This is a genomic window from Methanoregula sp., assembly GCF_049690535.1.
Classification (GTDB): Archaea; Halobacteriota; Methanomicrobia; order Methanomicrobiales; family Methanospirillaceae; genus Methanoregula.
Window position 1 is genome coordinate 1 of record NZ_JBAVMX010000087.1, and the last position, 23,359, is coordinate 23,359.

Consider the following 23,359-nt stretch of genomic DNA (forward strand, 5'->3'; position numbering starts at 1 on the left):
ATTTATAAGTGCTCGAATCAAATTTTACCGCAAATTTTTGAAGATTTTTAAGAACGGGATCTTCATTCATATTCTCCGCATAAAATTTTTTGAGTACATTTGATAAGACTCGACTTACGCTTCCACGGGTACTTTTGGCGCGGATTCGTTTTTCAAATTCTGTAAATATTTTCGGGTAATTTTCTGAAACAAAATCAAATTTAAATTCGTTAATGATAAAAAAATCGATCGACCTCTCAATAAACGCTTTTTTTATGGGAATCGCAGTTTTTAATACAGGAACCAAAATACAAATATCATCAAGTTTGGTTCCATTATTTTTTAGTTGGGTTACTATTTCTACCAGACGGGCGGTTTCTTCTTCTATTGTTCTATGAAGATACATTTTGCATTTAATATCTGTTGGAATTTCATCCGTTGGATTTCGTAATTTATTAGTTAAAGATAATACCAATCGAGAATTTGTTCGATGGTTTTTCTTCAACTCTTTTTTTACGCAATTAAAATCTTCAACTAAATACTCAATATTTTCAGGATTTGCACCTTGAAATTTCATAATTGCTTGTTTTTTATCTCCAACTACAAATACCGGTCTTTTTCTTGAGTTTGCGCTGATTGCGATTTCTTTGAGAAACATATACTGGAGATAGTTTGTGTCTTGAAATTCATCCGCAAATATCAGAGAATATTTTTTATGATAAATCTCTTTGAGATTGGGTTTCGTTTTTAGCAATTCAATCGATTTAAACAATAAAAAATCGAATGTGAGATTTTCATCGTTTACAAATTCAGTTCGAATTTTTTCGTTTAGTTGATAAAATAATTCAGGATTTTGATATTTTTCATCCTTTAGTTGAATAAATTTATTTTTGTACCAGTCATCATAATTTTGAATAAGTGTGAATAATTCATTTATGTCATCCTTTTTAGAGGGATTTGTTTGGGATATGTATTTCTGAAAAAAATCCTTTTTACATTCATCAATTTTATTCTCATTTACAATTAAAAAATTCCGTTTTACTCCGACAAGAGGCCCATATATCTTCAATAAAAAAAAGGCAAGGGTATGGAAGGTCATTACATCAATATATTTTTCAGGTTCATGTATTCGATCTTTTACTCGATCTTTTAATTCGTTTGCTGCAGCATTCGAGAAAGTTAATGCCAAAATCTTATTCGGGGGTCGGATTATATTTTTAGATAATATTGAACTAATTCGTTCTGTCATTAAGTATGTTTTTCCAAATCCTGGTGGTGCTGTCACAAAAACAGAAGACTCAATTGGTAATTTTATTACATCAATTTGAGATAAGTCGATAGTCACGTTAAGTCACCATTTGTTTAGCATTCGTTAAAAAATCTTTATAGCATTGAGGAATTTCATTTTCGTTCAATTCTTTTGCGATAAGAGAACTTGTAAGGGAAGTTTTTCCTTTTTCAACTAATAATTTTTTAAATTTTGTGTTATCAATAGGAACTTTTGAAAAGTCGAACAAATCCCATTGAGCTAAACAAGTACTGGCATCCAGTTTTTGAAGTTCGGGAACAAATTTCTGAAGATGATTAAAGCATTTTTGCCCAGTTTGATCCGGATCGATCTTTATAAAAATTTTAATTAATTTTAAAGGACCTGCACTTCTCATTAATTCTTCTTCATAGTCCTTCAATTGAGTTTTAGAATAAAACTCATTTTGATCTCGAATTAGATGTTCATCTTGATTTGTTCCCTCATTATCCCTAATTGCAATGCATCGACTAAATTCCTTTAATATAAGATAAAGTGGCATCACAGTGTCTTTACTTTCAGCATTAACGATAGTTAGTCCCAATTCATCTAAATCGTAATCGGGAATTTTTTTTGCAAATTCGGGTATGGCTCCAAATTCAGTATGTCCCTCTACTATAAGAACACCCCGAGATAGGAAAATTTCAGGATAAATTCTGAAAATATGATCAAAATGTTTTAATTTATCTTTCGAAAATTTACCTGCCAGTCTTTGGAAAAATTCATTATCAAACTTTGTAACTGTGAGATGAGTATCTCTTTTTAATAAACAAATTTCATTTTTCTCGACTTGCGATAAAATGAAGGGTGAATGAGTGGAAATTAAAAACTGAACATCCAAACCACTTTCTTGAAGTTCAATCTGTTTTCTTTTTAATTTCTTGATTAGGCTTCGTTGGAGATGTGGATGCATGTGGGCTTCGGGCTCCTCTAAAGCAATAAAGAGGTTCGTTATAGTTTCGTCAGAAAACTCTATTTGGCTTAATAATTTGCAGATTTTTAGAGCAATGACAAATGAACTTTGGAGACCCGTGCCCTGCTTCAATATTGATATTTCCTTAAAATCGACATTACTCTCTTCAAAAAGATCAGACTCATCAATCGCACCTAGTGTAAATTCAAGTTCACCTTGAGGGACAAAAAGATGCAGATACTCTTTCAACGTATGCTTGATTTTTTCCACATCTTCGAGATTGTTCACGATAGATTGAATGTCAATTAAATTTTTTTGAATCTTAATCTTCTTCAATAACAAAACAAGCAAATCATAAATTTTTTTGAATAACTGTTCATCCTGTATGCGTATGTTAGGAATTAACGAATCGATCTCATCTTTCTTGGTTAAGAGAAACTTGATCTCCGTTTCATTTAATTTGGTTTTAATTCCTTTGAAAATAGAGATTAATTTTGGATCTTCTGTTGATTCGTAATCTTGAATATACTCATCAATAGTGTTATTACATAAGGTTAATTGATCTTCAAGTGGTTTCAGAAAATGGGTATTATAATTTTTAAAAATTTGTTTTAAGTCACTGTTAGAGTATTTTGTTTCTCGGTAAATGTCCCTATATGCAGAAATATAGAAAAAGGGCATATATTTTTTTAAGGCAAGCGTTAATTTCTCTCCTTTATCGTCAGTAATGTCATCAGGTCTGACAAAATAAACCTCAATACTCGCATCGTTATTGTCTGGTTCCCATTTTGCATGAAGTCTTAATGTTATTTGGTTTTTTTCAATATCAATTCCAGAATCTACAAAAGCTGAAGTGTCATTATCAGTTAAATCTGAAAACATGAGTTCAATTTTAATCTCATCACAACGGATTTTTGTGATTGGATCGTAAAAAAAATCTTCTTCATCAAATCTAATTCTGGTTGGACTCTCATCCATTTTTAAAATTTTTTGAATGGCTAACAAAATATTTGTTTTTCCAATATTGTTTTCTCCAATTAGCACAGTCAAAGGTTCTACATCTAGTTTTAGTTCATCGATATTTCGAAACTTTTCAATATGAACTGTTTTCAATTTCATGAGAGCTCTTCCCTTTACTCTATTAAATGGCTTAAATTATTTTTGTTATTCAATTCTAAACTATAAAAGAATAGATGAATTTAATTTTAAAATATAGAACTTCCCCGTTACAGGCTTCCCGTCAACCGTCACCAAAAACGACACTTCACAGTACGACCGCTTCACCCGTTTCATGAGATCGGATGAGAAAAACGCAGCGTGAATCTCCTAGCACCTCCGAAAATTCCCCGTACTCTTTGAGCACGGTCTCCGTATCCCGGCCCAGAGGTCTCGGAGACAATAGCGCCCTTTTTAGCCCCTCCCACATACAATAACCCCTCCGGAAAACCGTGGCCTGTACAGGCCCACTGTATTGCAGGTTGAAGTGGCCTTCATTTTGCCCAGTTTTGTAAAATACTCCCAAAATGCCGTTTCTTCCGTGGGCGTGGACACTGTTTCCTGTGGAACCGGAAAATGGGATCGCCGGATTGCCAATCCGGGGCCGTATAGGGCGTATTTGGGTTACGGTCTGCCGGTCATAGCCGAAAGAGGGCTTTACAAAGGAAGATCCCGATAGGCGGAGTGGCAACCGGGTTGTGTCGAATTCCGACGTTACAAAGAAGAATTTCGATCCAGATCCCGGATGATTGCGGAAATCTTTGGTTCGAGAACCGGGAGCTCAATGGTGATCAGATCCCACACAATCTGCCAGTTGATATCAAAATACCGGTGGATAATCCGATCACGCGTCTGGGACATCCTTTTCCATTCTATGGCGGGGTATTGTTCTCGTACCGCGGGGGAGATATTTTTCGACGCCTCACCGATCACTTCAATCGCACTTCTTACGGCATGAGAAAAATAGTCGTCATGGACCAGATCGTCCAGGGTCCGGCCTTTTGCAATTCGCTGGAGAAACACCATCTCGTTTTTAATGTGGATGAGGAGAACCCTGTCAGATTTCAATCCAGATCACATCCTGGCTGATGAAGGGCTTCAGGAGCGGGGATACCCATTTTTCCGAGAGGATGTCCACCTTCCTGCCGCAGAGATCCTCTAAGAAGTCAGCGAGGTTCATGAAATTGGTGTACGTTTCTTTTCCCGGCTGGAAATCGATGAGAACGTCAATATCACTTTTCCGCGTCTGTTCGCCACGGGCAAAGGAGCCAAAGATGCCGATACGCTTCACCCCGAATTTTGTGCGGATGGCTGGTGCTGCGGTTTCCAGCTTTTTTATGATGAGACTTTTCCGCTTTCGGGAGATTACCTGTTCGGGCATCTGGATCACCATAGTCCTTGTATGGAATTAAGTGATTCCTTGAAAATAAGAGTTTGGTCAGATCAGCGACCGGGACTCCACATATGACCGATCGTTTGGGAATGCCTTTGTCATTTACCGGACCAGCGGCGGGCATATTGATCTGGTTGAGGTCCGATCCAACCGAAATTGTGGGTGCAGTTAGCTAACCGGGAAATGTACCTGCGCTTTTGTAAACGGGCCGGCCAGGGAGGGTGTTTGCAGGGGGCTGAACTGTCTTTGAACAGGAGCCGGGCGATTCTGTTACAATAAGGATAGGGTTGGGGAAAAATTCGTCTGTTAATCCCGTCCAATTCGACGGGTTTAGAAAAAAAGATCCAAATCGTTTCAGGACTTCATCGGCAAAAATTCCCCGGTCTCTGTGAAGTACAAATAAGCGGCAACCTCCTTCCCCGACACCAGCCGCTTCGCCGCCTCTCCATAAACATCCATCGAGACCCGGTACTCCTCCGCAACCAAAGCATACTCTTCCGGAGAAACCGGCTCGCTCTTGTAATCGATCACGGCCCACGAGCCATCGTCGAGTTCACAGAGTCGGTCAATATCCCCCGTCACCGGCTGTCCCTCCCACGCGATCACAAACGGCACTTCACAATACGACCGTTTCACCCGCTTCATCAGATCCGAAGAGAAAAAAGCAGCGCAGATCTCCTCGCACTGCCGGAGATGCTCCTCCGAAAATTCCCCGTACTCTTTGAGCACGGTCGCAGCATCCCGGCCCCGCAGGACTTCATGGATGATCGTGCCCTTGACTGTCCCTTCAACGCCCGGCAGGTACTTCGATGCACCGGGCTCCCGGGCCGGCACCGGTCCCTCTGCTGTTCCCCGCTCCAGCTCCGAAACGGAAACAACCTTCACCCGCCCCGGCCCGGCATCGTACACCGGCTCTGCCCGGGTCCCGGACTTCCCCGCACATTCCTCCGGTACAATGATAAGAGAAGGCTCGACCCGCCCGGTCTCGGCCGGGATCGCTGCCGGGTCCGAAACAATCGCAAGCCTGGGACCGTCCGGCAGCGCGAGGCCGCCGGCAGCAATCGCATCCCCGGTCACGCCAAGGGCCAGAACGATCCACTCGATCCGGGACCGGGCGAGATCGAACGAGAGCCCGGGATCCTCCGGGGCCGTCCCGCTCATGAAGAGATGATCGCGGGCCCGGGTCAGGGCCACGTAGAGCAGCCGTTTCCTCTCGGCCCGCTCCTTCTGGCGCTGCTGCTCGCGCAGGGTAAGGAGCACGGCGCTCTCTGTCAATGCAAAATTGTCCGCAGGGTTTGGGACCTTTACCCCCACCACCAGCGGGTTCTCGCCGATCATGATCGGGGGATAGGTCTCGCGGAAGGACGCGCCCATGTCAGGCACGAAAACCACCGGGAACTCTAATCCCTTTGCCGCATGCACGGTCATGATGTTGACCGCGTTTTTAGCAAGCGCATCGAGCTGCGCCTCGCCCTCCCGCTCGTCCTCGTCCATCGCCTGTCGGAGATCGGCGGTGAAATCGGCGAGTGCATACGGCCCGGCCTCCTCGCGGTTCCGGGCCATGGCAACAAGCTTCTCGATGTTTGCGAGGACCTGTTCCCCGGCCGGGAGCGCGGCATACACGGTGCAGACACCGGACTCGTACAGGATCCGGCGGAGCAGTGCGACGAGCCCCACATGGCCGGCGTACTGCTGCCACGAAGCGAGAAGGTCGCGTGCGTGCGCTGCCGGCCCATCCTGTTCCGCGTACTTCCCGAGTTTGTCCCAGAGCGTATTCCCGCGTTCCTGCACAATACGGAAGAGTTCCGTATCCGGGAGGCCGAAGTACGGCGACCGCAGGATCCCGGCAAGACTCACGCTGTCGTGCCGGTGTTCGAGGAACGAGAGGATGTTTGCGAGATCGTACACTTCCTGCCGGTGGTAGAACCCGGTTCCGCCGTGGACATAGAACGGGATCCCGTACTCGCCGAGAGCCGCAAGGTAATACGAAAGATTGGTCCGCGCTTCGAGCAGGATCGCGATATCGCCGTACCGGGCCGGGCGGGAGATAAACGAATGGTCCGGTAGTTCTTCGTACACGGAAAGCGGCTGCGCATTTGTGATGCTGTGGATCCGCCGGGCCACCATGCCGGCCTCGCTCCGTTTTGTCCCGGCCGCATCGCACCCTTTGGGCGGGAGAAGCAGTTCCACCGAACCGGAATGACCGGCCCGGTTATCGGCAATCCCGACCGGCTCGTATCCGAACTCCCACGGCTTCTCTGCGGAGGCAAGCAGTCGGGAGAAGATAATGTTTGCAAGGCCGATCACTTCCTTTGTGCTCCGGAAGCTGGTGTCGAGCGTCACCTTCCGGCCCCTGCACGCAGCCGTGATAATCTCCTGCGCCTCCTTAAAGCGCGTCACGTCCGCATCGCGGAAGAGATAGATCGACTGCTTGGGGTCGCCGACAATAAAGAGGCAGTCTGTTTCAGGCGAGGGTGTCCCGACAATCGCCCGGATGATATCGGCCTGCGACGGGTCCGTGTCCTGGAACTCATCGACAAGGATGTACCGGAACCGGGGCATGAAGTGCGTGGCAACGAGGTCGCCCTGTTCGAGGAATAATGTTCGGGCATGGAGGATCAGGTCGGCAAAGTCAAGACCGCCAAGTGCCGCCTTCCCGCTGCCGACAATCTCTGCATACCGGGAGAAGACAAGCGACAGCGCTCTGAGGAACTGCACCGAGCCGAAAATGACCGGATCGGATGCGTCAAAGGTCATCAGGAAGAGGGAGTGCTTCCGGTTCAGGATCCCGGCAAGATCTTTCCAGCAGCCTTTGAACTCCGCAAGATCGTCCGGCTTCCAGACTTTTTTGCTCCCGACATTGCCCGGTCTCTTTTGTGCAAGTACAAGTGCAGCCCGGCAGAATTCCTCCGGGTCACCGGCATTTTCAAGCACGGAAAGCAGCGGCCGGATCTCATGGAGGAAGAATGCCGCCTTGTCATCCACGCCATCGTACGCGGCAGCAAGGGTAAGCAGCGTACGGACCCGGGAGGAGAACGAGGGATCCTTTCGCAGCGCACTAATCTCCTCATCGCGGAATGTACTGACCTCGGTCTTCCAGACTGCAAGCACATGGCTCTCGTCCTTACTAAGGGCCGCGAAGAACCGGGCATAGCGCTCCCGTTTCGCGTACAGTACAGAAAGTATCGTCTTTAGGTTGTACTGCTCGGTGATGGCGAGTACCTGGACGATTGCAGCATTCACCGGCTCCTCCTGCCGGGTATGGATCAGGTCCTCGTATGCGGTGCTGTGGATGCGGGAGACCTGCTGCTCGTCAAGAACAGAAAAGCCGGGTTCGAGACCGGCCTCGATCGGGAACTCCCGGAGCACCTGCGCACAGAAGGAATGGAAGGTCTGGACCGGTGCAATCATGAAATCTTCCGCCGCCTTCTCCCACTGCGGGCCTTCCTCCCGGAGGATCTCCTTACGGATCCTGTCCTTCATCTCGGCCGCGGCTTTGTCGGTAAACGTCAGGGCGAGGATCTGCGGCACGCTCACGCCTTTTGTTTTCAGGAGGTCGATATATTTCTGGACGAGCACGTACGTCTTCCCGGTCCCGGCACCTGCAGTGACCACCATGCTCTTGTCGTGTAAGGTGATCGCCTCTCCCTGCCGAGGTGTCGCTGTCATATCAGGTCTCCTCCCCGGTCTCCAGAATCCGGTACGGATCGAAGCGGCAGATGCGCCTGAAGTCGCAATATGTATTCGGGCATTCCTCTTCCGGGGGAAGCGGGAACCGCCCGTTCCGTATCCCTTCAATGTAGGCAAAGGCACAGTCGCAGGAGTGCCGGATCGTACCGGCAAAATCCGGTGACGGTTTGAACCGGGTGATCAGCAGGTCTCTTACTGATGCATCTGCAAGGACAATGTTTCGCTCCACCTCGCGCCGGATAGTATAGTATCCCCCGCCGATCCCGTGCGAGCCGGTGATCTGTGCGAATGCCAAGAGATAGAGCGGCAGCTGCAGGGCAGTTCCCGCCTCGATATCCTTTGCCTTTGGATGCGTGGAGCCGGATTTGTAATCATAGATGAGGAACTCTCCCGAAGGTGTGATATCGATCCGGTCGATCCGGCCCCGGATCCGCAGGTTCTTTGCACCATCCGGGGACACAAGTTCAACCGGTTCCGGTGACGATGCGGGATCGTCAGACGCTTCGGTTCCCATGCCAAAGGAGAACTCAAAGCGCGATGGAACGAGCGGTGAACTCTCTTCCTGCGTTTCGCTTGCAAGGAACCGTTCGAAACACCCGGGACCGGTCCGGGGATCGCCAAGCATCTGGATCTTTGTCGCATCCCAGAGCGGGCTCTGGAATGAAAACGTGTCCAGTTCGGCCTTTGCGATCCGGAGGATCATCTCCGTTGCATCCGCGAGCGTGGAGAGGCTGACCCTTTTGCCGCAGGCCAGCCACTGCCGGTAAAAGGTGTTCAGGACATGGTGGATGGCAGTCCCGCGATCGCTTGCCGAGAGGTTCGGCTCCACCTCAGGCAGGGCATCGAGCCCGATCACGCGGCTGAGGAAATAGGCAAACGGGCAGGTGGCATAGGTCTCAAGGCTTGTCGGGGAATAAACATGATCCGGACCGTACTGCCCGGCAAGAACTGCACTAATCGCATCGTCCCCGTAGAGGATCCCGTCATACGGCGAATCGCATCCGCCCCTACGGTAATACCGTTCCATGTTGATGCGCCGGGTAAGATCGCTGATGTCCTGCGAACCCGGGATGAGGCCAAGAACTCCGCAGGCGTTTTCCTCGCGGATCCCGTTCCCTGCCACAATCGCTGCCGTCCGCCGGGATACACATGGATTTTGTGGGGACGCAGGCCACGGGCATTCCCCGGTTCGCATCCTGACCCGCTCGAAAAATGCCGAGGTGAGCAGGGTTTTCTCCCCATCGGCAAGCGGGGCGCTCAGGTATACGGTCTGATCTGCGGCGAGCAGGGCCGCGATGAAATAATATTGTTCTTCACGGAGAACCTCGGCAAGCGTACGGGTTCCCATCCGGGTGTTCTCTAAGGAGTTTGTGAACGGAAGCCGGGTCGTCAGCCGGGGAACAACACCTTCGGTGAGTCCGCCGATAAAGACCACGCCAAACTTCAGGTGCTGGCATTCGTGGAGACCGAGAACTGCAACACCATCGGCATCCTGCCGGAGGGCACCGTCCCGCTCTTCTGCAACCGTGGAGACAAGCCGGAAAAACTCCGACGCGGTGATGGGGGTATCGGCCGGCATCCATGCAATCCGGGCGAGAGCTTCGATACGGGACCGGAATGTCGTAGCGATCCGGATCTCATGAGCCTTCAGATCCTCCTCCGGTGCGCCGAAGAGGTATGGGATATTCCACAGATCCAAAAATTCCCTGAGTCCGGCGATATGATCCCTGAGCCGTTTCTTTTTTGAGAGATAATCGAGGCCGGCAAGAAGGATCCCCATTCCTTCCTGGACACGTACAACGGACTGAACCGTGATCCCGGGGAAGTTCTTTGCCTTTTCTGCGTCCTGCATCTCGTTATGGAGCCAAGCCAGTTGTTTTTTCCAGGGTGGGTGGGGGCCGTCGATCCCGGCATACCGGGACACAAGATCGACTTCGGCCGCATCCAGGTACCCCGACCCGCCGGGAACCGGCCCCTTCCGGAAGAATGGGCTTGCAATCAGCCGGACAATATTTTCTCGGGTATACCCGGTGGCGGCAAGACCCGCGATATCCAGGAAGAACCGGACCACTGGTGCCTGTGAGAGCCGGGGCCCGACTGCCGCGTTCCACGGGATCCCGGAATCGGCAAATACCTCTTCGATGAGTCCGAGATTCTCGCGGATCTCCGGGAACACAACCGCAATATCGGAAAGCGGCATTGTGCGGTTCAGCCGGCCGATCTCTGCAGCGATGCCGGCTACTTCTGCATACCGCGTGGGAACTGTACGTACCCGGAAACGCTCCCCGGCCTGAAGGGCATCGGTTTTTAAAAAAAGACCGGTGATCGTTGATTGCAGGGAGGGCACAACCGGTGCGGGCGGGTCTCCCGCTTTACGCCGGTTCCTGAAAATTGTCGGATCAATGCCATCGGGAACGGAGAAATGGACTTTTTCTGCACGCTCCCGTATGGCCCCGAAGAGATCCTCTTCAAGGGGCAGGGTATCGTGGAACCCGTAGGCAAAGACCGTCCCGAGCGGGGCAGTGCCGGAACGGTACAGGTGATCGATCGTCCATTCGAGGATCGTACTGCTGTCGACAAGGTCCAGTTCCCTAAGCCGGTTCCGGTATGCGGTGATGATCGTGTCAAGCTGATCGCTCTTCTCGCTCTCAAGTGTCAGAAGACATTCCGGGAACGGGACTTTCCGTGTCAGGATGACATTCATGAAGGTCATAAGATCATCGATCGTGCCGGATGTCGGATGATCGCGTGCTGCAAAGAGCGGGACATTCGCTGCCAGGTTCTCAAGAATCTGCGCGAGCAACAGCTTCGCTTCGCCCTTTGACAGGAACCGGTCGATGGTCCGGTTCTCTTCAAACAGGATTTTACAGAATCCTTCGAGCGTACAGATGCGGGAAGAGACAATCGGGATCTTATTCTCCGTCAGGGACCGGGTGACATGAAGGACCAGCCTCTCCGTGGGGAGAAGGAGCCAGCTCGTGAAAGGATCTTCCTTTGCTGCAGATACAAAACCGCTGATGACGTTATCCAGCTGTTCCCCGGGGAGCGCATAATCGTATACGACCGCCCCTTCACATGACTCAGGGGAAGACTGTGCTGGCATGATATGTGGTTATTCTGCGGGAAGAAAAAGGCAGGGATTTATTCCAGGTACTTATCGAGCGGGATCGTCTCGATCTTCTCTTTTGTCACCGCAGTTACATCGATCTCGTAGGCTTCCGCTTTCTTTGTAATGCTTTTAACCTCATGTTCAAGATCTTTTGTCGGGATCAATTTCTTGCGCTTCTCCATCGGGGGATTCATCTTTTCTGCCTTCTCGAATTCCACAACCTTTTTCAGGATATCTTCAGGAAGTGACTCGCAGGACCGGAGCAGGCCTAAAAATTCGTTGAAGAAGTACGTGTCAATCTGCATCCTTCGTTTGGTCGCATGCGCGAATTTGCCGATCACGTTACAGATGTTTTCGCGATCCTCCGGGCTTAACTGATCAACGAACTGGTAGTCCTCGATCTTTCTTAAGGCGAGGATGATTGGTTCAAGGCTGTCATAGGTGACGACATAGACCTGGTAATCGGCCATGTCCAGGTGGAATTCATCGAGGTATTCAACCGTGTTTGCCGGGACGACAAGGAAGATTTCCTTCTTGACATTCTCTTCTTTTGCATACTTTTTCGCTGCCTCGGCCTGGTTTCGGATATATAACGGGAAATTGGAGAGATCTTCGGAATTCTTCGGGCTTTTCGCATCGAAGATCACGTACTGGTCGCAGATCAGGATCGCATTATCCGGTTTCTTCCCGGCCACCGGGAACTTTTCCTTGTCGCAGTATTCCAGCGTGTGGCGCTGGCAGATGGACCGGAGTGACTGCTCGACGACTTCCTCGTGTTTCCTCCAGGTCTGCTCCATAGCCTCGTACTGCCGGTGGATCTCGGCGTCCCGCTCAGCCTGCACCCGGAGCCGGTCATCGTCCAGCTGTTTTTTGAGTGCGTTGATTTCGGTAACCCGGGCATCATATATACGAGTGCGTTCCTCCTCGTTTTCGCTGAACTTTGCTATCGTTTCCTTGGCTTCAGTGAATTGTCGGTTGAGCTGATCGATCTTTGTCGTAAGCGACGCAATTTCTTCTTTCTTATTTTGAATATTTTCACTGTTTTTTCTTTCAGATTCTCTGAGCCCGCCAACCTCGTTCTCCCGTTCCCCAATCCTTCGTGTCAGATCCTCATTTTTCGATTTGAGATCGATCAGTTCTCCCTTGAGCCTGAGGATCGTCTCGTCCGTTTTGGTGATCGTTTCGGAGAGTCTTGTTTCGAGTTTTGCCCGCTCGCTTTCTTTCTCCCCCACCTTATCGCTGAGCGATTGCACACGGCCCTGTTCTCTTGCCAGATCGGTCTGTGCCTGCCCGAAGTTCTGCTTCTGTATTTCAAGATCCTTTGAGAGATCCCGTATTTTTCCTGTCAGATCTGAAATATCCTGATCCGTTTTCCTTAAGGTATCCTGGACTTTCTGGTAGTCCCCGTAGGCGTCGTAACTGAGGGAGACGATCGTTCTCCAAGAGAAAAGCCGCTCGAAAAATCCTACATTTTTTATTCGTTCCAGAAATCTGCCGAGATGTTCGAAAAGGGGAGAATCCATTGAGGTGCACCTGGAGGAACTACTGTTCATCTAATCGATGAGGAGTTCTCGCGAATAAATCTTATTAATATACCGGGCAGATGGTGAAAATGAAAAGGTCGAGGTCTATTTTCTGTATGTTCGCAGTGAAAAACAACCAGTTCGAGGTGTATATCTCCCACCTGAACAAAGAAAAAAAGACCGGTATCAGGGACGGCCTCTCGACCGGCTTTTCCTGACATGTTTCTCTAACGGGTACCTGGTGACCGTCTAGGCCATTTAAAACCCCTCTCGTTTTCCGGGGGTATTGATCCTCACGGGACAGTCTCCCCATGAGTTTTGGTCTGTTTGGGAATAACAAACACAAACTTCGTACCCCAGGTGCGATCGATCGCGACCGTCCCGTGGAGCTGGCCGGTAAGTGATTTTACGAGCCGGAGTCCCAGTGACGACGTCTGGTTCTCCAGCGTGATGTCCTCCGGCATTCCGACACCATCGTCTGCAACGATAATTGTGAGTGCCTGGAGATCTTCAGTAGCAGTAATGGAGATGTTCCCCACTTTCCTGCCTTTAAATCCATACTTTAAGCTGTTGGTGATCAGTTCGTTGATGATGAGACCAAGGGGAATTGCGGTATTGATATCTACATAAATCTCAGGGATGTTCAGGTCGAACCGGACAATTTCGTTTGCGGTTCCGTACGACTGCAGGAGCTCCATTCCCAGCGAATGGATATAATTTTTCAGGTCAATATGGGAGAAGTCTTTGCTCTTGTAAAGGTGTTCGTGGACGAGCGCCATGGACAGCACCCGGGCCTGGCCGTCTTTTAAGACTTCAATGGTCCTCTTATCGTCTATTTTACGGATCTGCAGGTTGAGGAGACTCGATATAATCTGGAGGTTGTTCTTGACCCGGTGGTGAATCTCCCGGAGCAGGGTCTCTTTCTCGGCAAGCGACGCTTCGACCAGATCGGTCATCTTCTTCCGGTCGGTAATGTCCCGGATATTGCACTGGATAACCTTTTTGTTATTCACCTCATAGACGTTACTGACAAACTCCACGTTTATATGCCGCCCATCGGCTGTTTCAAGGGGCATATCTTCGTACCGGATATATTCTTTCCGTTGCAGTAATTCGAAATTGTCTTTGTTGGCAACGATGTCCTTAAAGAGCCCGATCTCCCAGATTTTTTTACCCAGGAACTCTTCGCGGGTGAATCCCAGCATGGTAATCAAAAAGGGATTAACATCGTCGATCTGGCCGGTCTCGTCGTCAAGGATGAGGATGCCATCCTGGGCCGTCTCAAAAAGCCGGCGGTACCGCATCTCTGAAGCAATTTTCGCCTCTTTTGCACGTTTGCTGTCGGTGATATCACTGCAGGAACCCACCACCCTGTGTGCTCTTCCTTTTTCATCCCGCATTGCAGTGCCCTTATCGGTCCAGGAGCGGATCTCCCCGTCTTTCCGTACCACCCGGTACTCTGCAGTATAGGGAGTCTGCATCATTACATGCCGGTCCCGTATCGATAATACCCGGTCCCGGTCATCGGGGAAAATGATCTTCTCCCATGCATCCAGTGTCCGGGGAAATTCACCCGGGGCGTAGCCCAGTATCTCATCAATACGGCCATACCAGTCCACCCTGCCATCAGGAATATTCCAGTCCCAGATGACATCGCTGACACTCTGTGCACTGATGCGGAACCGCTCCTCGCTCTCACCAAGCAGCCTGTCCCGCTCTGCCAGTCCATCAAACTGCATATGCAGTTCTTCCTTGGCATTTTTCAGTTCTGTGTTGGCCTTCTGGAGTTCGCTCGTCCGTTCCTCTACACGTTTCTCAAGGCCCTCACCGAATGCTTTGAGTGAGAGGGCTTTGTCGTCCAGTTCCGCATACAGTGCCACAACACCCCGGTTGGTGCTGTCGAGTTCATCGTTGGCATTGATCAGGTCCACCTGCTTTACGTGCAGTTCCTCCAGAATACGGATGAGGTTCTGGTTCCGGTCCCGGATCTCTTCGAAAGGGTTCTGGAGGGCAGTCTTTACCAGCACATCGGCGATCCGGGCGATAAGTTCCGGGGTCACCTGCAGGGTGGCAGGTGAAAAGTTCTTCCCCAGGAAAACCGTGCTGCCGGTTGGATACGCATCGATGTGAAAATGGTCCACCAGGCCTTTCGCGCCGTTTATGCCCTCCATCATCCCGGTTTCTGATGTAACCCCGCCCCCGGGTACTTCAATCAGGGGGCCCTCGTTCCCGTGGTCACGGACGGTGATGCCAAAGACATGGGGTTCCACATCAGTATCGATGAAAAATTCTATCTCCCCCCCGCCGGTATACTCAAACGCGGTCCTCGCAATCTCTGATACTGCGGTACTGATACGGGTCTGGTCGTCCTTATCAAATCCAAGTTGTTCTGCAATGATGCATGTCCGGAACCCGGCTGAGACAATGTCCTGAACATTTTGCAATGCAACTTTCGTGATCACGGGGTTCATACATTCATCTCAACCTGTTTTACGGCAAGAACCGTCACATCGTCTCCTCCCCGCCTGTGATCCCGGAACAGGACACCTGCGATGAGAGCCGGGTGCTTTCGCTGAAGTCCCGGGTAGTTTTCCAGGTCCCATTGCATGGTAAGCCCGTCGGAGTGCAGGATTAACAGGGACTCTGATTCCCAGGAGTGTGAGTCCTCCAGAAACTTCCGGATCTCGATACCCGCCGTCCCGTTTAACGATACCATGCCCCGTGAGTCAGGACCGGTGATGATCCGTCCTGATATATTGCCAGCGCCTGCGAACGTGACCATGCCTTTTATTTCATCGATCACGGCAACCGCTACCGCTCCCCCACGGGTGCCCATGAGTGCGGCATGCAGGATCCTGAGAATTTCTACCGGTTCACGGGCCGGGTTCTTCCGGAAGATCCTGATCGCTTCTTCCTGAACCTTCGATGCTTCGAGCCCGTGGCCCAGCCCGTCGACCACAAGGATGACGGTCCTGCCCGGTAACCGGATTATCTCCCACCCGTCGCCGCAGGGCTCACCCGGCTGGAGAGGAAGGCAGATCACACCATTCTCGATACGGGAGGTATACCGTGGATGCTGTGGATCGGATTCGTGTGCAGACGGTTCTTTAGCGATCCGCGAGAGGACTGCAGTGCCCTTCTCCGGCTGGGAGTAGAGATCAAAAAAAGAAGAGAGCCGCCGGACTGAGGTAAGGCCGTTTCCTTGCCCGGTCCCGGCAGGATCTGCGTCCTTGAGGCTCCTGCCGATATCCTTTATTCCCTTACCCCGGTCAAGCGCGAGGCATTCGATCCCGGAAACCTCTGCATCCGTGTAGAGACGAAGGAGGATGTCTCCCTCCCCGGCATGATTCACGAGGTTTGTTGCAAGTTCAGTCACGATGGCGGCAACGTTCCCGGATTGAGCCCCGGTGAACCCCTGTACCTCGCAGATAGTCATTGCTTTCTGCCGGGCTTCCACGACGTCGCTCATTTCCCTGATGTGGATGCACGCCCTTTCGTTCATCGCCATCGCGTCACAGTTATCTGTGTACCCTTGCCCGGTTCTGACCTGATATTAAACTCGTTTACCAGCCGCTTTGAACCGCCCAGCCCAAGCCCAAGCCCGGAACCGGTAGTGAAACCGTCTTTTAACGCCTGCTGGATGTCCGGGATACCCGGGCCGTGGTCGAGAAAAATGAGCCGGATTCCGATCCGTTCCCCGTTTACAAGGTGTTCGATGCGCATGGTCCCCCCTTTGCCATAGTCAATGGTGTTTCGTGCCAGTTCGCTTGCGGCAGTCACCATCTTCGTCTGGTCAATGAGGGTGAATCCCAACTCAATCATACCGGTGCGGACTTTTTTTCGGGCACTAACGATATCTTCACCTGTTTTGATCTCAACGGTTTCGGGCTCCGGTTGATTCATCTTTGGAACCCTTTATCAGATTCATCCATGGCGCTCTTGAGTTTCCTGACACCCCTCTCGACATTTAAAGCGGTCTGGATATTCTCCATGGGGAGTCCGAGCTCCACGATCGTAATCGCCACTGCCGGACGCATACCAACGACAACCGTCTGTGCCCCCAACGCCTGGCTCATCGCAGCAATGTTCCCCAGCATCCTCCCGATAAACGAGTCGACCATCTCGAGCGATGAGATGTCGATGAGTACGCCCTTGGCATGATCCTTGACAATCCGGGCCGTGAGGTCATCCTGGAGGGAAATGGCGAGCTGGTCGTGCATGTCAACCTGAATCGTGATCAACAGGATGTCGCCTATTTTCAGTACGGGTATCTTATCCATCCTTGCCCTCGCCTGGTTATACCTATCCGGTAACGGTTATACCGGACTGCTGGAATGCATATTTCAGGGCATCGGCGAGGGATGACTTCGTGACTACGTCTCCAAACGCCACTCCGAGATGTACCATCGTCTGGGCGATTTGCGGGCGGATGCCGGAAATAATGCAGTGCGCTCCCATGAGCCGTGCAGCAGAGACCGTTTTTATCAGGTTCTGGGCAACGAGCGTGTCAACAGCCGGTACCCCGGTGATATCGATGATGGCAATGGCACTGTTCGTTTCGACGATGCTCTGGAGAAGGTTCTCCATGACGACCTGCGTCCGGGAATCGTCCAGCGTGCCGATGAGCGGGAGGACGAGAATACCCTCCCAGATCTTGATGACCGGTGTCGAGAGTTCTAGGAGTTCCAGCTGCTGGCGCCGGATGATATCCTCCCTGCTCTTCTGGTAGGTTTCGGCGGTAAAGAGTCCCAGTTTGTCCAAAAGGACCGTTGCGATCCAGATCTCTTCTGCCAGTGCCGAAGCATTGGTCCCCAGTTCTGACTTCATGCGCGCAAAGACCGGCTGCTTTAAGGAGAAGATAAAGGTCGCCGTCTCCTGGGTGGTAAAGCCCTGCGCAGCCCGGGTCTTTGAAGTGGCCGCAAGAAAATCAAGCACCGGTTTCCATTCAAGCGTGGTGATGTCGGTGACATTCCCGCTGCGGGTCGCGGCGATGATCAGACCCATCAGTTCTGCGGACTGCGTACGGAGTTCGGCCTCGGTGAGAAGGTCTTTTCGGTAGGTAATCGAAACGATCTGTTCACGCATCCAGTCCTCAAGGATCTCCTGTTCGTTATTCGTGAAGATATCAATCAGTTTGCTTTTTTGTTTAGCCATTTTTGTTAGTCTCCCAAATTCCAGGTCTACTCTTTAAAATTTCGAATACAATCACACGGGATTGCGGGGTAAAAGGTGCCGGTTGTGTCATTGCATGGGGGTACTGTACCCTATTTATCACCCAAATCACCTGTTTGTGATGTTAAGGGCTGGGGTACTTTCCAATTTTTGTAATATAATCCGGAGAGAGTATCATTCCCTCCCAACGGTTCCGGCGCTTCTTTTTGACGGTTACCCAATCACAACGTCATTACTATGCACCTGAACCGGTTCGTCCGGATCGTTTTTTGGGCCGGATTTTCCGGCAATAAATCCGTGATCCGGCCGGATCACAAAAACAGTGCCCGACCCGACACATAAAAAAAAATAATCGGATAGCAACGTGGGAAGTTTTCGAGTTAATGACCCCGAAAAGAGGGTTACTCTTCCAGCACCTTTGCCGCAAACGCCTCTGCCCTGCAGAGGTGAGTACGGTCCGCTTCCGAGGATGTCCACCCGGCGGCAAAGAGCAGGAGAAGCGCATTATCGAGCGCTGCATCGAAGGCCGGGTCGTACCCGTCGTCGCTCTTCTTGCGGGGTTGCAGGGGCCGGGCGAGTAATCCTGCATCGGATGCGGTAAACTCTTTGTACCGCGACGGCCGCGAGCGGGACATCTCCGTGGTCTCCGCCTGCTCTGCCACAATCTCAAATGCCGTTGTAAAGGCGGGTGCACAGCCCGACCCTTCAAGCTCGCGGACCCCCTCGTGTGCCTCCGGTGGCACGTCGCCATAGTCGCCGGCCGCAAAGCGCAGGAACGCAAGTGCAGCCCGGTGCGCAGCGGCGGTCGGCAGGCGGGCGCAGGCCTGGTGCGTTCTGTCCACGTACTCTTTGAGCGGGCCGCTCAGTTCTCCCTTTTCAGTGATGGAAGCAGCTGGCTTACCGAACCGGTACTTCAGCCGCACGAGCAGGATCGACAGGCTCACCGCGTAGAGCAGTTCGAGGATAATTGTCGCCACGGCATCGTCCAGTGGCACGGCAAAAAAGATGAGGGCATAGATGGGTGTCGTCAGCGCAACGATGTCCTTTTTTGGCCGGACCCATGCGAGATACGCGAGGACAATAGATGCGATCACGCAGCCTGCTGCCGTAAAGCGCAGGTCAATGGCAATCCCGTTTGTCCACACGAGGATTGCAAGCGCCGCTCCCCCAAACGAGAGCACCGGCACCAGAATGTCGTATATCGCCGTGACAGCGGGGGTTCCGGCTGGCGCATCAGGATGTGACATGGTACCTCGAAACGGATGGGATCGCATTCGGCCTCAAAAGGTTTAGCGATCTTTTGCCGGCCCGGCCTTTCTCTCAATTTTCTTTATCGAGACGCAGTTGATCACCGGGTCACCGACAACGACATAGCGGCGGATCACCATGCCGACGACTTCTACCACGTCGTGTTCGTGAATGTCCTCTGATGGGCTCGTAAACATCTTGACGGAAATCTCACCCGACCGGTCGGCAACGATAAACTGCGGACGGTTCAGGAACTGGAAACGCACCTTCTCCACCACGCCCTCGATCCGGACCGGCTTTCCGATCATATTCTCGTTTATCAGCTTGACCCGGACACTTTTTGCTTCGATCTCGTAGACCGGCTTAACATCTGCATACTGGCTGCGGCTCATGTAGTTGAGGACAATGGGGATCACAAGCAGCAGAAAAAGTCCCGGGATCATCCAGATCAGCTGCGATCTCACACCGGTGCTGAACACGGAAGCAGCCAGTAAAAAAAGAGTGAAGATCACAAAGACCGCAATCGCGAGGATTGAGACCTTCACTTCGACATTACCGATCTTCATTATAAGAAGATCTATTGCAGTTTTTCCTACTTCAGTGCTGCGATCTCTTTCCTGAACGCAACCCAGTAGATCACACCGACGAAGAACAACCCGCCGACGATGTTTCCGATCGAGACAATAATCAGGTTGTTGGTCCACATCGTGACCCAGGTCAGGCCGGCATTGATCTTAGTTGGATCAGTGATGAATCCCTGCGTGAGGATACCAGCGGGAATGAAGTACATGTTCGCGACACTGTGCTCAAAGCCGCTCGAGACAAAGGCCATGATCGGGAACCAGATCCCGAAGAACTTGCCAATCAGGTCATCGGCACAGATGCCGAGCAGGATGGCGAGGTTCACAAGCCAGTTACAAGCGACGGCTTTGAGGAACGCGGACCACATGCCAAGCATTCCGACATAACTGACCTTTGCGCTCGCAATGGCAATCGCCCGGGTACCAAACGCGGTCACCGTTGCGGCTCCCGTGGAGTCGAACGAGACAAAAGGCCCGTATGCCATGATGTAGGCAAAGACGATCGAACCAATGAAGTTCCCGATATACACCAGTATCCACAGGTTGATGACCTGCGGCCAGCTCACCTTGTGGATGAATGCCGCCATCGGGGCAAGCATCGCGTCACCGGTAAAAAGTTCTGCACCCGTGAGCACGATGATAATAAGACCGACCGGGAAGACCGACCCCAGGATCAGCTGGGCAAACCCGGCGCTTGCCGCACCGTACCGCGCAGCGGCATCAGTGGCCATGATTCCCGTACTGCACACTGTTGCAAGGGCACCGCCCATCGCGATGTACGCGCCGGCCATAAACCCACGGAGCAGCAGGTTCCATGCAGGCAGGCCTACTTTGTATTTCCCGGCGTCGCCGGCCTTGGCGACAACAGCTACCGGAGGATGAAACACCATTCTCTTACACACCTCTTTTGAAACGTTTCAACCTATCTCGGGCAACCGGGAACAGCTGTTTTCCAGCCAGAGAGAGTCGAATATTGCTCGATATAGGCTAATTTGATCATCCGTTTGTCGTTATTAATACCTTTCTAAATGCTTTCCGGTCGGTTTACGCCGGAGAATGATTACATTTTGTAACCGGTTTTCTGTTACCGATCCCGGTTATTCTGGCCGGCCCGGATCTTTTGGAAATCACAAAAAAGAAACACCGGCTTATCCGGGCACAGGGATAGACTCTCCAGTGGTGCCCGCCCCGGAACAAACGCGGGTGACCCTCCAGATATACGGTCATGGCCTTATGCGCGTCATGTTCAGGAAAGCACGGATTTAAAATCTTTATTTCACTTTTGTGCCAGATAAACCGGATCCGGATTTCCGGGATCAGGACAGGGTTTTTCCTGAGTGGCCCCGCCAAACCGTATGTCGGGAAACTCACTGGGACTCAGGCGGGATCCGGCCCGATCGTTTCCGTGTAGTTTGTCCTTCCTGTAAAACGTGTCCCGGCCGGATCCATAATATTCATCTGGTGAATCGGCCGATAACCATCTGTTACGATCAAAAGCCGGGTTTCTCATGAAATGTTCTCTTGTCACCGGGCCGGTCTTTGAACACCACAACCGTCCGGGCCATATTGAATGCCAGGATCGTCTCCGTGCGATTACCGAACAGGTACCTGATGGCATTCCTGTCCGTGCCCCGGTGGCTACAGGAGAAGAGGATCTCCGCCGCGTCCACCTGCCCGGCTATCTTGCATGGCTGCGCCAGCAGTGCACCCTCCATGCTGCGTACGACACGGTCGACGAGTACGGGTGCACCGGCGGGTACTTTACCGGGAACCTGTATGTGCCGGGATTTCTGGATGCAAATACCTACCTCAACCCGCGGTCGTACGAGGTCGCAACGTTTGCGGCAGGCTCGGCGATCGCCGCCACGGAGCGTGCGCTCGCCGGCGAGAGCTGTTTTGCACTCGTCCGTCCCCCGGGTCACCACGCCGCGTCAGGCTGGGCGATGGGCTTTTGCCTCATCAACAATGTGGCGATCGCCGCGGCAAAGGCGCTCACCTCCGTGGACCGCGTGGCGATCGTCGACTGGGACGTGCACCACGGGAACGGTACACAGGAGATCTTCTCCGGGAGCGACAGGGTGCTGTACTGCTCGGTCCATGCAGAGGATTTCTTCCCCCACTCCGGCGCGGCAACCGAAATCGGGACCGGCGCCGGCCGGGGATACACGGTAAATGCCCCGCTGCCGCAGAAGAGTACTCTCGGGGATTACGTGCACGTCTTTTCCGGGGTCATTATCCCGGTACTCGAACGGGCGCACCCTGACCTCCTTATCATCTCGGCCGGCCAGGACGCGCTCGCGGACGATCCGGTCGGTGGCATGGGACTTGTTCCGGCCGATTACGGCATTTTTGCCGGGATGCTGATCGATGCGCTTGACCTGCCACCTGCGTTCGTGCTCGAAGGCGGGTACGGCCCGTCCCAGCCCGCCGCCATCAATGCCATCCTTGGTGCAGTGGGCGGGAGGCGGAGTACGGAGCCGGTGCCGGAGCCAACCGCCGGGGCCCGCGAGCGGGTGCAGATGCTGAGGAAACTTCACGGCATCAATCACTGACTAAAAAAGCAGCACCGTTAAAAGTATGATGATCCTGGCCAAGTCCTTTCCTGTTCAGGCCGGTCTCATCACAATCTGTACCGCGGTCCCGTTGTCCCAGAATACCGTCCCAAGAAACATATCGACAACCACATCGCTGTTGTCCTGCCTGATCAATTTCACTTTATCGAGATTCATCCGTGCACCGTGGGCGGCCTGGTCTACCCGCTGCCGGAAAAGGGCCTGGAAATCCGGATCGACCATGCTGACAATGTCACAGCCAGCCAGGTTTTTCCCGCTGTCCGCTCCGATCAACCGGCTGCCGGCAGGATTTATGTATGCGATCCCTCCCTGCCGGTATACCACGACTCCTTCGGGCAGCCACTCGATAAGAGAACGGTACCGCTCTTCACTTGAGACAATATCTTCGACGTTCGCGATGTAATCCTTGATAAAAAACGATGCAATGACGAGGATCAGCGCAAAGAAGATCCGATCGATCAGCGCGTATTCTATCGAAAGGTCACGCGGGGACAAAAAAAGGCTCGCTGCCATAAGGAGAATAAAAACGCCGGTCATCAGGATCGGTGCATACTTCCAGCTGAGATACACGGTTAAAAAGAGGGGGATGAGGTACAGGATCCAGATCATCACGCCGAGAGGCGTAATAATATCCACGATAAAGATGAGTGCGGTTGAAAGAATGATATACACGACAATACGGAGAAAATCCTCCCTTCGTTGAACTGGCCATGTGAGCCTTCCCGTGTCCACCATATAGGATCCTTTCGGATTTTATTATAAAAATCTGGTGGATGGCGGCCGTGGTCAGACGCGATGAGAGGTACCAGAACCCGGGGAACACTTGAGCCGGCCGGCCCCGGGTCTCGTTGTTAACGGTTGTTTTTTGGTTTTTTA

17 protein-coding genes are annotated in these 23,359 nt (G+C 51.7%); 1 reads left to right on the forward strand and 16 read right to left on the reverse strand.

What is annotated here, in order from left to right:
• From WCE46_RS06295 to WCE46_RS06365, 15 genes are all read right to left on the reverse strand, one after another.
• On the reverse strand, positions 1 to 1,324 hold a 1,324-nt coding region (locus tag WCE46_RS06295; protein WP_424732847.1), incomplete at its 3' end, for a UvrD-helicase domain-containing protein.
• Between the two features lies 1 nt (position 1,325).
• Complete coding sequence (locus WCE46_RS06300) at positions 1,326 to 3,317, reverse strand: ATP-dependent nuclease (protein ID WP_424732848.1); 1,992 nt, start codon at positions 3,315 to 3,317, stop codon at positions 1,326 to 1,328.
• Positions 3,318 to 3,908: 591 nt separating this feature from the next.
• Entirely contained in the window at positions 3,909 to 4,262 is a 354-nt protein-coding gene (locus WCE46_RS06305; RefSeq protein WP_424732849.1) for a DUF86 domain-containing protein, read from the reverse strand.
• On the reverse strand, positions 4,252 to 4,575 hold the full coding sequence (locus WCE46_RS06310; RefSeq protein ID WP_424732850.1) for a nucleotidyltransferase family protein: 324 nt from the start codon (positions 4,573 to 4,575) through the stop codon (positions 4,252 to 4,254). Before WCE46_RS06310 ends, WCE46_RS06305 begins: the two co-directional genes overlap by 11 nt.
• 366 nt (positions 4,576 to 4,941) lie before the next feature.
• On the reverse strand, positions 4,942 to 8,256 hold the full coding sequence (locus tag WCE46_RS06315) for a UvrD-helicase domain-containing protein (RefSeq protein WP_424732851.1): 3,315 nt from the start codon (positions 8,254 to 8,256) through the stop codon (positions 4,942 to 4,944).
• Position 8,257: 1 nt separating this feature from the next.
• Positions 8,258 to 11,380 carry a PD-(D/E)XK nuclease family protein gene (locus WCE46_RS06320; RefSeq protein WP_424732852.1) on the reverse strand — a complete coding sequence of 1,041 codons (3,123 nt, stop codon included), beginning with the start codon at positions 11,378 to 11,380 and terminating at the stop codon, positions 8,258 to 8,260.
• 38 nt (positions 11,381 to 11,418) lie between these two features.
• Positions 11,419 to 12,909, reverse strand: a complete 1,491-nt coding sequence (locus WCE46_RS06325) for a hypothetical protein (protein WP_424732853.1) — start codon at positions 12,907 to 12,909, stop codon at positions 11,419 to 11,421.
• Positions 12,910 to 13,202: 293 nt separating this feature from the next.
• A complete protein-coding gene (locus WCE46_RS06330) occupies positions 13,203 to 15,380 on the reverse strand; it encodes a PAS domain S-box protein (protein ID WP_424732854.1) in 2,178 nt (725 codons plus the stop codon).
• Positions 15,377 to 16,417, reverse strand: coding sequence for a SpoIIE family protein phosphatase (locus tag WCE46_RS06335; protein WP_424732855.1), 1,041 nt, complete (start codon positions 16,415 to 16,417; stop codon positions 15,377 to 15,379). The genes WCE46_RS06330 and WCE46_RS06335 overlap by 4 nt, the downstream gene beginning before the upstream one ends.
• On the reverse strand, positions 16,408 to 16,812 hold the full coding sequence (locus WCE46_RS06340) for an anti-sigma regulatory factor (RefSeq protein WP_424732856.1): 405 nt from the start codon (positions 16,810 to 16,812) through the stop codon (positions 16,408 to 16,410). Before WCE46_RS06340 ends, WCE46_RS06335 begins: the two co-directional genes overlap by 10 nt.
• On the reverse strand, positions 16,809 to 17,189 hold the full coding sequence (locus tag WCE46_RS06345; protein WP_424732857.1) for an STAS domain-containing protein: 381 nt from the start codon (positions 17,187 to 17,189) through the stop codon (positions 16,809 to 16,811). Before WCE46_RS06345 ends, WCE46_RS06340 begins: the two co-directional genes overlap by 4 nt.
• Before the next feature lie 22 nt (positions 17,190 to 17,211).
• Positions 17,212 to 18,063: an STAS domain-containing protein gene (locus tag WCE46_RS06350; RefSeq protein WP_424732858.1), complete on the reverse strand. Its 852-nt coding sequence runs from the start codon at positions 18,061 to 18,063 to the stop codon at positions 17,212 to 17,214.
• 419 nt (positions 18,064 to 18,482) lie between these two features.
• Positions 18,483 to 19,328: a hypothetical protein gene (locus tag WCE46_RS06355; protein ID WP_424732859.1), complete on the reverse strand. Its 846-nt coding sequence runs from the start codon at positions 19,326 to 19,328 to the stop codon at positions 18,483 to 18,485.
• Positions 19,329 to 19,370: 42 nt separating this feature from the next.
• On the reverse strand, positions 19,371 to 19,895 hold the full coding sequence (locus tag WCE46_RS06360) for a nucleotide-binding protein (protein ID WP_424732860.1): 525 nt from the start codon (positions 19,893 to 19,895) through the stop codon (positions 19,371 to 19,373).
• Positions 19,896 to 19,921: 26 nt separating this feature from the next.
• Positions 19,922 to 20,800 (reverse strand): formate/nitrite transporter family protein, encoded by an 879-nt coding sequence (locus WCE46_RS06365; protein ID WP_424732861.1) that lies wholly within the window; start codon positions 20,798 to 20,800, stop codon positions 19,922 to 19,924.
• A gap of 618 nt (positions 20,801 to 21,418) precedes the next feature.
• On the opposite strand from WCE46_RS06365, the gene WCE46_RS06370 reads away from it, so the two are divergent.
• Complete coding sequence (locus tag WCE46_RS06370; RefSeq protein ID WP_424732862.1) at positions 21,419 to 22,462, forward strand: histone deacetylase family protein; 1,044 nt, start codon at positions 21,419 to 21,421, stop codon at positions 22,460 to 22,462.
• A gap of 54 nt (positions 22,463 to 22,516) precedes the next feature.
• On the opposite strand, the gene WCE46_RS06375 is transcribed toward WCE46_RS06370, so the two are convergent.
• A complete protein-coding gene (locus WCE46_RS06375; protein WP_424732863.1) occupies positions 22,517 to 23,218 on the reverse strand; it encodes a PAS domain-containing protein in 702 nt (233 codons plus the stop codon).
• Between the last annotated feature and the right edge of the window lie 141 nt (positions 23,219 to 23,359).